The organism is Paenibacillus cellulosilyticus, from assembly GCF_003182255.1.
Lineage (GTDB): Bacteria > Bacillota > Bacilli > Paenibacillales > Paenibacillaceae > Paenibacillus_T > Paenibacillus_T cellulosilyticus.
The window spans coordinates 339,306-353,812 of the sequence record NZ_QGTQ01000003.1; the positions used below are offsets into that span (position 1 = coordinate 339,306).

At 50.4% G+C, this 14,507-nt stretch carries 11 protein-coding genes; all 11 read left to right on the forward strand.

What is annotated here, in order from left to right; all coding sequences use genetic code 11:
- Positions 1-711 precede the first annotated feature (711 nt).
- The 11 genes from DFQ01_RS06740 (at position 712) to rpsO (ending at position 14,417) form a co-directional block, all read left to right on the forward strand.
- Positions 712-5,031, forward strand: coding sequence for a PolC-type DNA polymerase III (locus DFQ01_RS06740; RefSeq protein WP_110043113.1), 4,320 nt, complete (start codon positions 712-714; stop codon positions 5,029-5,031).
- A gap of 236 nt (positions 5,032-5,267) precedes the next feature.
- Positions 5,268-5,729, forward strand: a complete 462-nt coding sequence (rimP, locus tag DFQ01_RS06745; protein WP_110043114.1) for a ribosome maturation factor RimP — start codon at positions 5,268-5,270, stop codon at positions 5,727-5,729.
- 37 nt (positions 5,730-5,766) lie between these two features.
- A complete protein-coding gene (nusA, locus tag DFQ01_RS06750) occupies positions 5,767-6,867 on the forward strand; it encodes a transcription termination factor NusA (RefSeq protein WP_110043115.1) in 1,101 nt (366 codons plus the stop codon).
- Between the two features lie 45 nt (positions 6,868-6,912).
- Positions 6,913-7,227, forward strand: a complete 315-nt coding sequence (gene rnpM, locus DFQ01_RS06755) for an RNase P modulator RnpM (RefSeq protein WP_110043116.1) — start codon at positions 6,913-6,915, stop codon at positions 7,225-7,227.
- Positions 7,220-7,564 (forward strand): L7Ae/L30e/S12e/Gadd45 family ribosomal protein, encoded by a 345-nt coding sequence (locus DFQ01_RS06760; protein ID WP_110043117.1) that lies wholly within the window; start codon positions 7,220-7,222, stop codon positions 7,562-7,564. Before rnpM ends, DFQ01_RS06760 begins: the two co-directional genes overlap by 8 nt.
- Entirely contained in the window at positions 7,536-10,601 is a 3,066-nt protein-coding gene (gene infB, locus DFQ01_RS06765; RefSeq protein WP_110043118.1) for a translation initiation factor IF-2, read from the forward strand. Before DFQ01_RS06760 ends, infB begins: the two co-directional genes overlap by 29 nt.
- Positions 10,602-10,608: 7 nt before the next feature.
- A complete protein-coding gene (gene rbfA, locus DFQ01_RS06770; RefSeq protein ID WP_110043119.1) occupies positions 10,609-10,965 on the forward strand; it encodes a 30S ribosome-binding factor RbfA in 357 nt (118 codons plus the stop codon).
- Positions 10,962-11,981 (forward strand): DHH family phosphoesterase, encoded by a 1,020-nt coding sequence (locus DFQ01_RS06775; RefSeq protein ID WP_245946562.1) that lies wholly within the window; start codon positions 10,962-10,964, stop codon positions 11,979-11,981. Before rbfA ends, DFQ01_RS06775 begins: the two co-directional genes overlap by 4 nt.
- 45 nt (positions 11,982-12,026) lie before the next feature.
- Positions 12,027-12,935, forward strand: coding sequence for a tRNA pseudouridine(55) synthase TruB (gene truB / locus DFQ01_RS06780; RefSeq protein ID WP_110043120.1), 909 nt, complete (start codon positions 12,027-12,029; stop codon positions 12,933-12,935).
- A gap of 41 nt (positions 12,936-12,976) precedes the next feature.
- Positions 12,977-13,963 carry a bifunctional riboflavin kinase/FAD synthetase gene (locus tag DFQ01_RS06785; RefSeq protein ID WP_110043121.1) on the forward strand — a complete coding sequence of 329 codons (987 nt, stop codon included), beginning with the start codon at positions 12,977-12,979 and terminating at the stop codon, positions 13,961-13,963.
- Positions 13,964-14,147: 184 nt separating this feature from the next.
- Positions 14,148-14,417, forward strand: coding sequence for a 30S ribosomal protein S15 (gene rpsO, locus DFQ01_RS06790; RefSeq protein ID WP_110043122.1), 270 nt, complete (start codon positions 14,148-14,150; stop codon positions 14,415-14,417).
- Positions 14,418-14,507 lie beyond the last annotated feature (90 nt).

Below are 14,507 nucleotides of genomic sequence, written 5' to 3' on the forward strand. Positions count from 1 at the left end.
AGCACCAACCAACAGCGTGTCCCGTAGGGACGACAAGCGGCTTAATCGCACGCACCGACGATCGAGCTCGATCATAGCATTTCATTCATCAACCGTACCTAGATACATCATCCGTAAAGCGTGTCCCGAACAGGGACGAAAGCGACTCCACCTCCCACACAGCTAAACTGCGTATCCAGGAGTCCAGAGGGCGGAGCCCTTTGGAGCCCTCCCTCTTCGGAGAGGGAGGGTTTGGGTGGGAGTGGGAAGTTGGGTTTCAGGGCTTCGCCCCTCATCAGCGGTTCCCAAGGGGCGAAGCCCCTAATTCACGGTCGGGCACCAACCAACAGCGTGTCCCGTAGGGACGACAAGCGGCTTAATCGCACGCACCGACGATCGAGCTCGATCATAGCATTTCATTCATCAACCGTACCTAGATACATCATCCGTAAAGCGTGTCCCGAACAGGGACGAAAGCGACTCCACCTCCCACACAGCTAAACTGCGTATCCAGGAGTCCAGAGGGCGGAGCCCTTTGGAGCCCTCCCTCTTCGGAGAGGGAGGGTTTGGGTGGGAGTGGAGAAGTTGGGTTTCAGGGGCTTCGCCCCTCATCAGCGGTTCCCAAGGGGCGAAGCCCCTTATAACAAAGGGGGTTGGGGATTCATCCCCAATTTTAACTAAAAAGGGGGCATGGGGAACTCCTCATTGTCCTCTCAGGAAAGGAATAAAGTTATGGACTCTAATAAGCGTCAGCGGTTCGAGCTGCTTATGCGTCAGGCGCAGCTGCCGGAAGAAATGATTCATACGCATTTTCAAGACGGACATATCGAGCGGGTTGTCGTCAGTGAAACCAATCGACAGTGGACGCTTCATATTCATAAACCATCCTTGGTTCCAATGACGGCGTTCTCGTTGTTCACACGAACGATTGCTGAACGTCTTTCACATATTGCAGCGATATCCGTTGTCATGCATTACGATAACACAATCGCAACATCTGTTATTTCGAAGGAATATTGGCCATTATTCGTTGAATATGCACAACGCGAGATGGTATCGGTTAATGGCTGGCTGGCAAGGGCCGGCATCGAGGCACACGAGGATACACTAAGTATTCTAATGATGGATCAGACAGGTCTTGAGCTCGCCAAGAAAAAAGGAATCGATGAGGCCGTATCGCGTTTTTACGACGATCGGTTTGCACGGAATGTACGTGTGAAGCTGATTGCATCACAAGGACACGAGAGCAAGCTGGAAGCGCTCGAACAGTTTGCACGCAAATTGGAGCAAGAAGAACGTGAAGCGATTCAGCAGCTCATGGTAAGCGCACCTGTAGAATCGTTTGATGATGCGGCTGATGATGGTGAAGTGCCGCTCGCAGTTGGCTATGATATCCGTGAAGAAGCTGTTCCGATTATGAACATCCGTGAAGAAGAGAAGAAGATTGCGGTACAAGGTACTGTATTTGGTCTAGAAGTGAAAGAGCTGCGTAACGGCAGCACGCTGTTTACCTTCAACGTAACCGACTTCTCGGATTCCATCGCGATGAAAATGTTTGCGAAAACGAAGGAAGACGTCAAGATTCTTAGTCAGCTCTCGAATGGCAAATGGATCAAGGCACGTGGTCGCGTCGAGTATGACCGATTCATGATGGAACCAGAACTCGTCATGATGCCGAACGATTTGCATGAAGTGAAAGCCCCTGCAGACCGTAAGGATGAAGCAGCCGAGAAGCGGGTTGAATTCCACCTTCATACGTCAATGAGCACGATGGATGCTGTTACTTCGATTAGTGATTACGTGAAAACCGCTGCCAAGTGGGGCCACAAAGCAATCGCGGTTACTGATCACAGCAACGTTCACTGTTTCCCAGAAGCGGCGAAAGCAGCGAAGAAGCATGGCATTAACGTGCTGTATGGTGTTGAAGCCAACGTCGTCAATGATTCCGTTCCGATGGTCATCAACCCCCGCGAGCAATCGCTGCTCGACAGTGAATATATCGTATTCGATATCGAGACCACGGGTCTGTCGATTATTAACTGTAAGATTATCGAGCTTGCAGGTGTCAAAATGCGCAATGGTCAAGAAGTCGACCGCTTCTCGACCTTCATCAACCCGCACGAGAAAATTCCTTACCATATCCAGCAGCTCACCAACATCAACGATGAGATGGTTGCAGACGCTCCTGATCTTGAACCGAAGCTGCGCGAATTCGTTGAGTTTATCGGTGACACGGTGCTCGTTGCGCACAATGCGCGTTTTGATATCGGGTTTATCCAAGCGAATTGCAAGGCGATCGGACTTCCTGAAGTACAAAATCCTGTGCTCGATACACTGGAGCTCGCTCGTTTCATACATCCGACGATGAAAAACCACCGGCTGAATACGCTCTCTGATAAGTACAAAATTAGCCTTGACAACCATCACCGAGCAATCGATGACTCGATCGCGCTTGGCGGCGTTTTGTTCGGACTACTGAAGGACTGCGCCGATCGGAATATTACAGGACTTCATCAGCTGAACGATTATGCCGGACTCGACCTATCGAATCAGCGTCCCTTCCACTGCGGTGTTTATGCACTTAATGGTACAGGCAAAAAAAATCTATTCAAGCTGATTTCGATGTCACATACACAGCATTTCAAGAAAGTAGCTATTATGCCGAAGAGCAAGCTGACCGCTATGCGTGAAGGACTGCTTATCATTTCTGGCTGTGAGAAAGGTGAATTCTTCGAAACCGTACTTAATAAGACGGAGGAAGAGGCAGAGGAAGTCGCACATTTCTATGATGTATTGGAGATTCAACCTGTTGATTTCTACATGCATCTAGTTGAAAAAGGGTTCGTCGCCAGCCGTGCGGAGATCGAAGAGGCGCTTCGCCGCGTTGTTCGTATTGGCGCTAAGCTGAACAAGCTCGTTATCGCAACAGGTAACGTTCACTATATGAATCCGCGTGACAAAGTGTTCCGGGATATTACGATTCAAGGCATCACTGGCTTCAGCCCGCTGAAAGGGATGCGCAAGCCGGATGCACATTTCCGTACAACAGATGAGATGCTTCGTGAGTTCTCTTTCCTAGGGGAAGAGAAAGCATATGAAGTCGTCATCCGCAACACGAATGAGCTCGCGGATCGATTCGAGAAATTCGATATGTTCCCTAGCAAGCTGTTCACACCGATTATCGAAGGCGCAGAGGAAGAAATTCGTTCGACCTGCTACAACACAGCCAAGTCACTTTACGGAGAAGAGCTGCCGGAGGTTATTATTCAGCGCCTTGAGAAAGAGCTTGTGCCGATTATCAGCTACGGCTTCTCGGCCAACTATTTGATCTCGGCACGTCTGGTTAAGAAATCGAATGAAGATGGCTATCTCGTAGGCTCCCGTGGATCCGTAGGTTCTTCGATCGTAGCAACGTTCCTCGGAATCTCGGAAGTTAACCCGCTGCCACCACACTACCTATGTCCGTCCCCGGCGTGTAAGCATAGTGAATGGTTCCTGGATGGCAGCATTCGCAGCGGTTTCGACTTGCCGAACAAGTCGTGTCCGAATTGCGGTTCTCCGATGAAGGGTGAAGGCCAAGATATTCCGTTCGAGACGTTCCTTGGATTTAAGGGTGATAAGGTTCCCGATATCGACTTAAACTTCTCAGGCGTTTATCAGCCGGTTGCGCATAACTACACGAAGGTCATGTTCGGCGAGAAATGCGTATTCCGTGCAGGTACGATAGGCACCGTTGCGGAGAAAACCGCTTATGGCTTCGCTAAGAAATATGAAGAAGAGCAGGGCAAGAAGTGGCGTGGAGCTGAGCTGAGCCGACTAGCATCAGGCTGCACAGGTGTAAAGAGAAGCACGGGCCAGCATCCGGGCGGTATTGTTGTTGTGCCGGACTACATCGAGGTAGAGGATGTTACGCCGGTTCAGTATCCGGCTGATGATGTCAATGCAGAATGGAAGACGACTCATTTTGATTATCACGCCTTTGAAGAAAACTTACTCAAGCTCGATATACTCGGACACGATGATCCGACGATGATGCGGATGCTGCAGGACTTGACTGGCGTCGATCCGACGTCGATTCCGATGAACGATCCAAAGGTGATGAGCATCTTTAACTCGACGGATGCACTTGGTGTCATGCCGCAGCAAATTCGATCCGCCGTTGCGACATACGGTGTTCCCGAGATGGGTACAAAGTTTGTTCGTCAGATGCTTGAAGAGACGAAACCAGCAACGTTCGCCGACTTACTGCAGATTTCTGGGTTGTCTCACGGAACAGGCGTATGGCTTGGCAATGCGCAAGAGCTGATTAAGAACAATACATGTACGATCAAGACCGTTATTGGTTGTCGTGACGAGATCATGTTGTTCCTCATCTACAAAGCGGGCATGGACGCCGCACTTGCATTCAAAATTACAGAGAGCGTACGTAAAGGTAGAGGTTTGACACCAGAGTGGATCGAAGAGATGAAGAACTGCAAAGTGCCGCAGTGGTACATTGATTCTTGCTTGAAGATCGAATACATGTTCCCGAAAGCCCATGCTGCGGCATACGTTATCTCGGCTGTTCGTACGGCTTACTTCAAACTGTATTATCCGATCCAATTCTATGCGACCTACTTCTCCGTTCGGATATCAGAGGACTTCGACCTTGATCTGCTGTGCCAAGGCTATGATGCAATCTTCCGTAAGCTCGAAGAGATTGAGAACAAGGGCTTTAACGCTACGCCGAAAGAAAAGAACAGCGTTTCGCAGCTAGAGATGGCATTAGAGATGACATCTCGCGGGTTCTCATTTAAGCCAATTGATCTTTACCGTTCGGATGCGACAAACTTTATCGTGGATGGCAATTCGCTGATCCCACCGTTTTCGGCTATTGCCGGAATCGGCGAGAACGCGGCGAAGAATATTGCGGGTGCACGTGAGGAAGGCGAGTTCCTATCAATAGAAGACTTCCAGATGAAATCAAAGGCAACGAAGACGATTGTCGAGGTTCTGACCGGCATGGGCTGCTTCCGTGGATTGCCGGAGTCGAACCAACTGTCGCTCTTCTAACCAAGTATTATCTGATCTAATGGCTTTAATTTCTCCGGAATGAAACGTATTGTCTCATTAATATAACGTTGACAGTCGTTTCACCTTGAACAAGGCGGTTGTCACCTGTCATATGGTTATGTTATAATTTTTCTGGTAAAGATGTGGATAGGCTGACTGACAAAGAGTGGGGAAACCCACTCTTTACGTTTTGTCTCGCCATTTTTCCATTGTCACATTCGGGAGGTTCGTAACATTTGAGCAATTCGAAAATCAAACAAATCGTCGAAGACATGGTCAAACCTTTCATCGACGAGAACGGATTTGAGCTTGTTGACGTTGAATATGTGAAGGAAGGCAGCAATTACTTCCTGCGCGTATTTGTCGATAAGGAGGGCGGCATCGATATCGATGAGTGCGGTCGCGTAAGTGAATATTTGAGCGAACGTCTCGACGAGAAGGATCCGATCACGGAAGCGTATTTCCTGGAGGTTTCTTCGCCCGGTGCTGAGCGCCCTCTCAAAAAACCGGAAGACGTGCACAAAGCGGTCGGTAAGCATATCTATGTAACTACGTACGAGCCAATTAAAGGGCACAAGGAATTTGAAGGACTGCTGCAATCGTTCGACGGAGAGCTCGTGAAGATGCGTGTCGGACAAAGCAACGTTGAAATTCCATATGCTAAAGTTGCCTCGGCCCGCTTGGCTATTGTATTCTAGCACGTCTGTCATCGTATGAAAGGGGGAGCTCATTGCAATGAGCATGGAGTTTATTGAAGCTTTAGGTGAGATCGAGCGAGAGAAAGGGATCAGCAAAGACATCCTGATCGATGCCATCGAAGCTGCGCTCATTTCCAGTTATAAGCGTAATTTCAACACTGCACAAAATGTACGCGTTGACATTAACCGGACGACGGGCGTTATTAAAGTGTACGCACGTAAGACGGTTGTTGACGAGGTGCTTGATCCTCGCATGGAAATTTCAGTAGAAGCAGCACGCGAGATTAATCCGCATTACACAATCGATGATATTGCTGACATTGAAGTAACACCGCGCGATTTTGGCCGGATTGCAGCTCAGACCGCTAAGCAGGTCGTTACACAGCGCATCCGCGAAGCTGAGCGCGGTCTTATTTATAACGCGTTCATCGATAAGGAAGAAGATATCGTGAACGGTATCGTTCAACGTCAAGATACACGCAATCTGTTCGTTGATCTTGGCAAGGTTGAAGCAGTGCTTCCGCTGACGGAATTGATGCCAACCGACAAATTCAAGCACGGCGATCGTGTGAAGTCGTATATCACGAAAGTTGAGAACACGACTAAGGGGCCACAAATCATTATGTCCCGTACACACCCAGGCCTGTTGAAGCGTCTGTTCGAGCTTGAAGTTCCAGAAATTTATGACGGTGTCGTTGAGATTCGTTCCGTTGCACGCGAAGCGGGCTTCCGTTCGAAGATTGCCGTTCATTCCCGTAATTCGGAAGTTGATCCGGTCGGCTCCTGCGTAGGTCCAAAGGGCATGCGCGTACAGACAATTGTCAACGAGCTGAAAGGCGAGAAGATCGATATCGTTCGCTGGTCGGAAAATATCGACGAGTACGTTGCGAATGCACTGAGCCCGTCCAAAGTATTGGAAGTTATCGTATTCGAGCAGGAGAAAATGGCGCGCGTAATCGTGCCTGACTATCAACTATCGCTCGCAATCGGTATTAAAGGCCAGAATGCGCGTCTTGCAGCAAAGCTGACTGGCTGGAAGATTGATATTAAGAGCGAGACGCAAGCGGAACAAGAGTTCGGTCGTCCGAGATCGCCAGAGAGCGATACGATGCATCAGGATTCGGTATCGATCGACTAATCGTTCAACAAGATAGAGAGCTTGCTTCAGAGAGGAGGGAGCACGGTGAAACCGAGAAAAGTGCCGCTGCGCAAATGTATTGCTTGTCAACGAATGATGCCTAAGAAGGAGCTCATTCGGGTTGTACGGACACCAGAAGCAAATGTTCTGATCGATCTGACAGGGAAAAAGGCGGGCAGAGGCGCCTACTTGTGCGGACAAGTCGATTGTTTCCGGCTGGCTAAGAAGAGCCGGGCATTCGATCGAGCGTTGAAAGCGCAAGTAGAGCCGGTCATCTACGACCAACTGGAGCAGGATTTCATAGCGGTAGAGGATGAATTCATTGCCAATAAGGAACGTGCAGAGGACGACGATGAGTAAAGCACTTTCACATCTGGGCATGGCAATGAGAGCCGGTAAGCTTGTTACCGGAGACGATACGGTTCTGAAGTCGATAAGGCAAGGCAAAGCACATCTAGTCATCGTTGCGGGGGATGCTTCGGACAACACGAAGAAGAAGTATCGTGACAAGTGCGGCTATTATAATGTCAAACTAGCCGAAGCGTTCGATCGAGTGGAACTGGGCAAGGCGATCGGGAAGGAAGCCCGCGTGCTGGTGGCGGTCACCGACGCAGGATTCGCCCGAATGATCGTTGGTCAGTTGAGCTCACATTCGGAGGTGGACCATATTGACAAAACAACCGGACAGCAAAGATAACAATAAAGATAAGCTTCGCGTATACGAATATGCCAAATCGCTCAATATGAGCAGTAAAGAAATTATTACGATCTTGAAACGGCTTAATTTGCCGGTGAATAATCATATGAGTGTCATGGAGAACAATATGGTCTCCAAGGTTGAAGGATTCTTTCGTGATATTAAACAAAGTGCCGCAGTTAAACGTGCCTCCGAAACAGCTACTGTATCTGCGGCGCCAACACCGAAACACCAGGATAACCGAAAGGCGGCGCCTGCTGTAGAGCAAGCTGCAGCACAGCCGCAATCGGATCCAAACAAAAATCATTTACAGGATAGACAGGGGACTATGAATTCTATTAAAACGACAACGAACACAACCAACCAAGCAGGCGAACAACAGGAGCAGCGCAGCACCGAACAACGTAGTACTGAACAGCAAGCTCCAAGTCAACAGAATACGAATAGTACGCAAGGCGGCAATCGCGGACCAGGCCAAGGCGGCGGATACCGCGGCCAAGGCGGTCAAGGCGGTAATCGTGGACCAGGTCAAGGCGGCGGTGGATACCGTGGTCAAGGCGGCGGCCAAGGAGGCCAAGGCGGCGGTGGATATCGCGGTCAAGGCGGCGGTCAAGGAGGCCAAGGCGGCGGTGGATACCGCGGTCAAGGCGGCGGCCAAGGAGGCCAAGGCGGCGGTGGATACCGTGGTCAAGGCGGCGGTCAAGGAGGCCAAGGCGGCGGTGGATACCGTGGTCAAGGCGGCGGTCAAGGAGGCCAAGGCGGTCAAGGCGGCGGCGGATATCGCGGCGGTCAAGGCGGCGGCCAAGGAGGCCAAGGTGGTCAAGGCGGCGGATATCGCGGTCAGAGCGGCCAAGGTGGTCAAGGAGGCCAAGGCGGTGGATACCGCGGTGGTCAAGGCGGTCAAGGTGGCGGTCAAGGTAGACCAGCCGGCCAAGGCGGCGGATTCCGTGGTGGTCAAGGTGGCGGCCAAGGCGGCGCAGGCAGACCAGCAGGTCAAGGCGGCGGCGGTCGTCCGTCATTTGGCGGCGGCGGCGCACCTGGCGGTGGCGCACGCGGCGGCGCTTCAAGCGCGCCATCCCAAAGCTCACGTTCTGAGAACAGCGGTGCTTCCAGCAACTGGGCTTCGAGAAAAGGAAATCAAAAAAACCACAACAATAACAACAATGGTGGCCGACGCTTCGACGATGATAACAAAGGCGGCTTCCGTTCACCTCGTGGCGGCAAAGGCGGCAGAAACAACCGCGGAGCTAGCAACCAGCCTCCACGTGAGAAAATCGACAACACGCCGAAGAAAATTATCGTTCGTGGTTCGATGACGGTTGGCGAGTTGGCAAAATTGCTCCATAAGGATGCTTCAGAAGTTATCAAGAAGCTGATCTTTATGGGGGTAATGGCAACAATTAACCAAGAAGTTGATCTCGATACGATCCAACTGATCGCAACAGAGATGGGCGTCGAGGAAGTCGAAGTGAAGATCCGCGTTGAAGAAGACCAATTCGAAACAGTCGAAGAGGTTGATGACGAGGCAGATCTGGAAGCACGTCCACCGGTTGTAACGATCATGGGTCACGTTGACCATGGTAAAACGACGCTGCTTGACGCGATTCGCCACACGAACGTTACGGGCGGAGAAGCGGGCGGCATTACGCAGCACATCGGTGCATACCAAGTTGAAGTTCACGGCAAGAAAATTACGTTCCTTGATACACCAGGCCACGAAGCGTTCACGCTCATGCGCGCCCGCGGTGCTCAAGTAACGGATATTACGATTATCGTTGTCGCAGCAGACGACGGCGTCATGCCGCAGACGGTTGAAGCAGTCAACCATGCGAAGGCAGCAGGCGTACCGATTATCGTTGCCGTTAACAAAATCGATAAACCGGAAGCAAATCCGGATAAAATTAAACAAGAACTCACCGAGTACGGCCTTGTACCAGAGGAATGGGGCGGCGACACGATCTTCGTCAACCTGTCCGCGAAGCAGCGGATCAACCTCGAAGGTCTGCTTGAGATGATTTTGCTCGTAGCTGAAGTGAACGACTACAAAGCGAACCCGAACAAACGTGCTCGCGGTACCGTTCTCGAGGCAGAGCTTGATAAAGGCAAAGGCCCTGTTGCACGTATCCTCGTTCAGCATGGTACGCTTAAAGTCGGCGATGCATTTATTGCCGGCAACAGCTTCGGCCGCGTTCGCGCAATGGTGAACGATAAAGGCCGTCGTCTGAAGGAAGTGGGACCTTCGACACCTGTCGAAATTACCGGTCTGACGGAAGTTCCACTTGCAGGCGATCCGTTCCTCGCGTACGAGGACGAGCGCAAAGCACGTCAAATTGCGGAAACGCGTATGACGAAGGCGCGTCAGTCGGAGCTTACGACGACGACACGCGTAACGCTTGATGATTTGTTCCAGCATATTAAAGACGGCGAGATCAAAGATCTTAATGTCATTATCAAGGGCGACGTACAAGGCTCCGTTGAGGCTCTCAAAGGCGCACTAGCGAAAATCGACATCGAAGGCGTACGTGTTCGTGTCATTCACAGCGGCGCAGGTGCAATTACGGAATCCGATATTAACCTTGCTTCGGCATCGAATGCGATCGTTATCGGCTTCAACGTTCGTCCAGAGGCACAGGCAGCTGCTCAAGCTGAGCATGAGAAGGTCGATGTTCGTCTGCATAACATTATTTACAATGTTATCGATGAGATCGAGCATGCAATGAAGGGCATGTTGGACCCAATCTTCAAAGAAGTTGTTATTGGTCACGCAGAAGTGCGCATGCTAATCAAAGTGACCAAAGTCGGCACGATCGCCGGAAGCATGGTTACTGATGGTAAAATGCAACGCAACGCAGAAGCACGCGTTACACGCGGAGGCAAAGTCATTTTCACAGGCAAAATTGACTCGCTCAAGCGCTTTAAGGATGATGTCAAGGAAGTCGCGCAAGGCTACGAGTGCGGTATCTCGCTCGACAAGTTTAACGACATTCTAGAAGGGGACATCATCGAAGCCTACGTGATGGAAAAGGTAGAGAGGTGATCGCTTAATGGCTAAAATCCGAGTCGGACGGGTCGGCGAACAAATTAAAAAAGAGCTGAGCCAAATTATTCAATCGGAATTGAAGGATCCTCGCATCGGATTCATTACGGTTACTGGTGTTGAAGTGACGAATGATTTGTCCCAAGCCAAAGTGTTCCTTAGTGTATTGGGAAGCGAAGAGCAGAAGGAAGAATCGCTGAAGGCCATTGCAAAAGGCACAGGCTTCATTCGCTCGGAGCTGGGCAAGCGGATGCGTCTGCGCCATACGCCAGATCTCGTATTCAAATTTGATGCGAGTATCGAATATGGCAGCCGTATTGAGTCGCTGCTTGAACAGATCAATCGCGGGGAACGACACGTATGACCAATCAGGCGATGCTCAGTTCGGAGAGCTACTCAGCTCTACTCGAGCAGGCATTGACGTTCATGCATGAGGGAGACGACTTTCTGGTCGTCTCTCACGTGCAACCTGACGGTGATGCAATTAGCTCGACTGTTGTTGTCGGATGGCTGCTGACTAAGCTTGGCAAACGTTTTACGCTAATCAACGAAGGGGAAGTTCCTTCGCGTCTTCAATTTCTAACTCTTACCGATACGATTATTAATTACAGCAAGTCACAGCTGAATCGTAAGTTCAACCGCGTCATTGCTGTCGATTGTGCCGATTTTCGGCGTATCGGAGAAGTGGCGTCTTGTTTTTCTGAGGGCTATCAGCTTCTTAATATCGATCATCATCCAACGAATGACGCTTTCGGCGTTCATAATATTATTCATCCAGAAGCGGCAGCAACCGTTGAGATTTTGTTTGATTTGTTAAGACATGCTGGTATTACACCGGATGAGCCGGCAGCAACTGCGATTTATACGGGCCTTCTGACGGATACGGGCGGTTTCCGATATTCCAACACAACCTCACATGTCATGGAAATGGCTTCTGAGCTGCTTAAGCTTGGTGTGAACGGCCACTGGATCGCGGATTACTTGCTCGAGCGGATGACGATGCCGCAGCTTAAGCTGCTTCAGCTTGGACTCAGCAGATTGACTTTTTCCGAAGATAATCGTATTGGCTGGTTATACATAGAAGCAAATGATCTCGCCCACACTGGCGCTGCGCCTGAGGATCTTGAAGGATTGGTCAACTATGCGCGCAACGTTGATGGCGTAGAAGTTGGTATGCTGTTCAAGGAGCTTAAGAACGGTCATGTAAAAGTTAGCTTACGATCAGCCGGGTTGGTTGACGTAGCGGCTATTGCGCAATCGTTTGGTGGCGGCGGACATGTTCGTGCAGCTGGCTGCAAACACGATGGGCCGCTGGAACAGTCAATGCTGCAATTGGTGGAAGCAGTGAGAAAAACTCTGTCGGGGCTTATTCAAGATTGAGCGGCCGCGCATAGACGATGTGGAACGAAAGGCGTTGAACGATTGATGGATGGCATATTGGCGGTATGGAAGCCAGCTGGTTGGACAAGCCATGACGTTGTGGCGAAGGTGCGGGGCATTACGCGAGAGCGGCGCATCGGACATGCAGGCACGCTCGATCCCCAAGTTACAGGCGTACTGCCGCTTTGCATCGGACGCGCGACGCGTGTCGTCGAATACTTGCAAGAACAGCCTAAAGCTTATCAAGCTGTATTGCAGCTCGGCGTGGCGACGGATACCGAGGATATGACAGGAACACCTATAGAGGAAGTTGATGAGGTCTCGGTTACAGAAGAACAAGTAAACGAGGTGCTCGCTTCATTCATTGGTGAAATCGATCAAATACCGCCGATGTATTCAGCGGTTAAGGTCGATGGACAACGTTTGTACGATCTAGCAAGACAAGGGGTAACGATAGAACGCAAATCGCGTAAGGTTACGATCTATAGCATTAATTTGCTCGGGTTTGAACAAGATGCAAGAAGACCTCGCATTCGGTTCGACGTACATTGCTCAAAAGGCACCTATATTCGCACCTTGTGTGTCGATATCGGTAAACGTCTTGGCGTACCAGCTTCGATGGCAGAGCTTGTCCGTACAATGTCGGCAGGGTTTACTGAGGAGCATTGCCTAACGCTTGAAGAGGTTGCAAGCTTACAGGCAGATGGCCTGCTGCAATCGAAGCTAATGTCTGCGGATGCTGCACTTGTTCATATGCCGAAGGTCGTTGTAAAGCAGATTGCGGCTAAGAATGCGCTGCAAGGACAAAAAATTGCTGCGCATCGTCTTCTCAGCGAGAATTCGCTCTTACCTAAACAGTCTGTTCGATTGTATGATGAGGATGATCGTTTTCTTGGCGTATTCGAATGGAATGCCGAGGCACGGCTATTGTCTCCTGTCAAAGTATTTAATTAACAATACGACAGAATTTGAACAGAATTGCGGGTGTTTGTGCTATGGAACTGATCTCCATCGGTTTTCCGTTATCCGATTCGAAGTTAGCTTCGAAGGACGAGCAGCTGTCTATTGCGATCGGTCATTTTGACGGAGTCCACAAAGGACATCAGAACGTAATCAAGCGTGCAGTTGATGCCGCTCGCCAGCAAGGGCTGAAATCGGCCGTCATGACTTTTCATCCTCACCCGAAAGCAGTGCTCGGGCAGGGCGAGCAGTACTTCAGCTGTTTAACACCGCTTGAGAGCAAGCTGGCTCAATTCGAGGCGCTTGGTGTTGACTATGTGTTCGTTATGAAGTTTGATCATAGCTTCGCCAGTATTTCTCCTGAACGATTTGTATCGGAGGTACTCGTACCACTCGGCGTTCGCCATACGGTGGTCGGATTTGACTTCCGCTACGGCAGTCGAGGTGCAGGGGATGCTCAGATGCTTGGAACGTTAGGGAGCGAACAGGGGCTTACAACGGAGGTTGTTGAGCCACTGCTCTTACAGGGTCAGAAGATCAGCAGCACCTACGTACGCGAAGCGCTGGATCAAGGGAATATGGCACTTGTTGAAGACCTGCTTGGTCGGTCATATGAGGTTGAAGGCGTTGTCGTGCATGGTCATGCTCGGGGTCGACTGATTGGCTTCCCGACAGCTAACGTAGGGCTGACCCAGCCATACATTACACCACGGCTTGGCGTATATGCCGCACAGGTTGTCATTGGTGGTCAAGTTTATCCAGCTGTTCTGAATCATGGGATGAAGCCGACATTCAAGGATGGGGAGAAGGCGCCAGTGCTCGAAGCTCATCTTATCGGATTTTCCGGTGATTTGTATGATCAGTCGATACGAATTCGATTTATTTCGTTCATTCGTCCAGAGCATAAATTTGCCTCCGTCGATGAGTTGATTGCACAAATTGGCCGCGACCGTGATGAAGCGGCTGCACAGCTTGAAGAGCTTCAATCGAAAGAAGCGTCGCCGGTTAGTCGTAACCTATAATGTGACGGAATGCACAAGCAACGGCAGTTTACATGGGCCATGCTTTTGTGCTATACTGTAACACGTTGCTGCTTACATGGACAGTTTTCGCTGTCGATACAGCACAGGAACCTTAGCTTGGTTATTCGCTCTCACCGGCGGTGACGAGGCTGATGGCGATTATTTGATTAGGAGGTGAACTAGGATGGCAATCACGCAAGAGCGTAAGAATGAAATTATCGAAACGCACAAGAAACACGCGAGCGATACGGGATCCCCAGAGGTTCAAGTCGCTATCCTTACGGAAAACATCGTTAACTTGACGAACCACCTGCGGACGCACAAGAAGGACCACCACTCCCGCCGCGGTTTGCTCAAGATGGTAGGCCAACGCCGTAAACTGCTGGCATACCTGAAGAACAACGACGTTAAACGTTACAGCGCATTGATCGAAAAACTCGGCCTTCGCCGATAAGCATCGAAAAAAGCAACCTAGCCTTTCTTCGGTCCGACAAACGGGCGGATGTGGCAGGTTGCTTTTTGTAATGTTAAAGAAATCTGAATT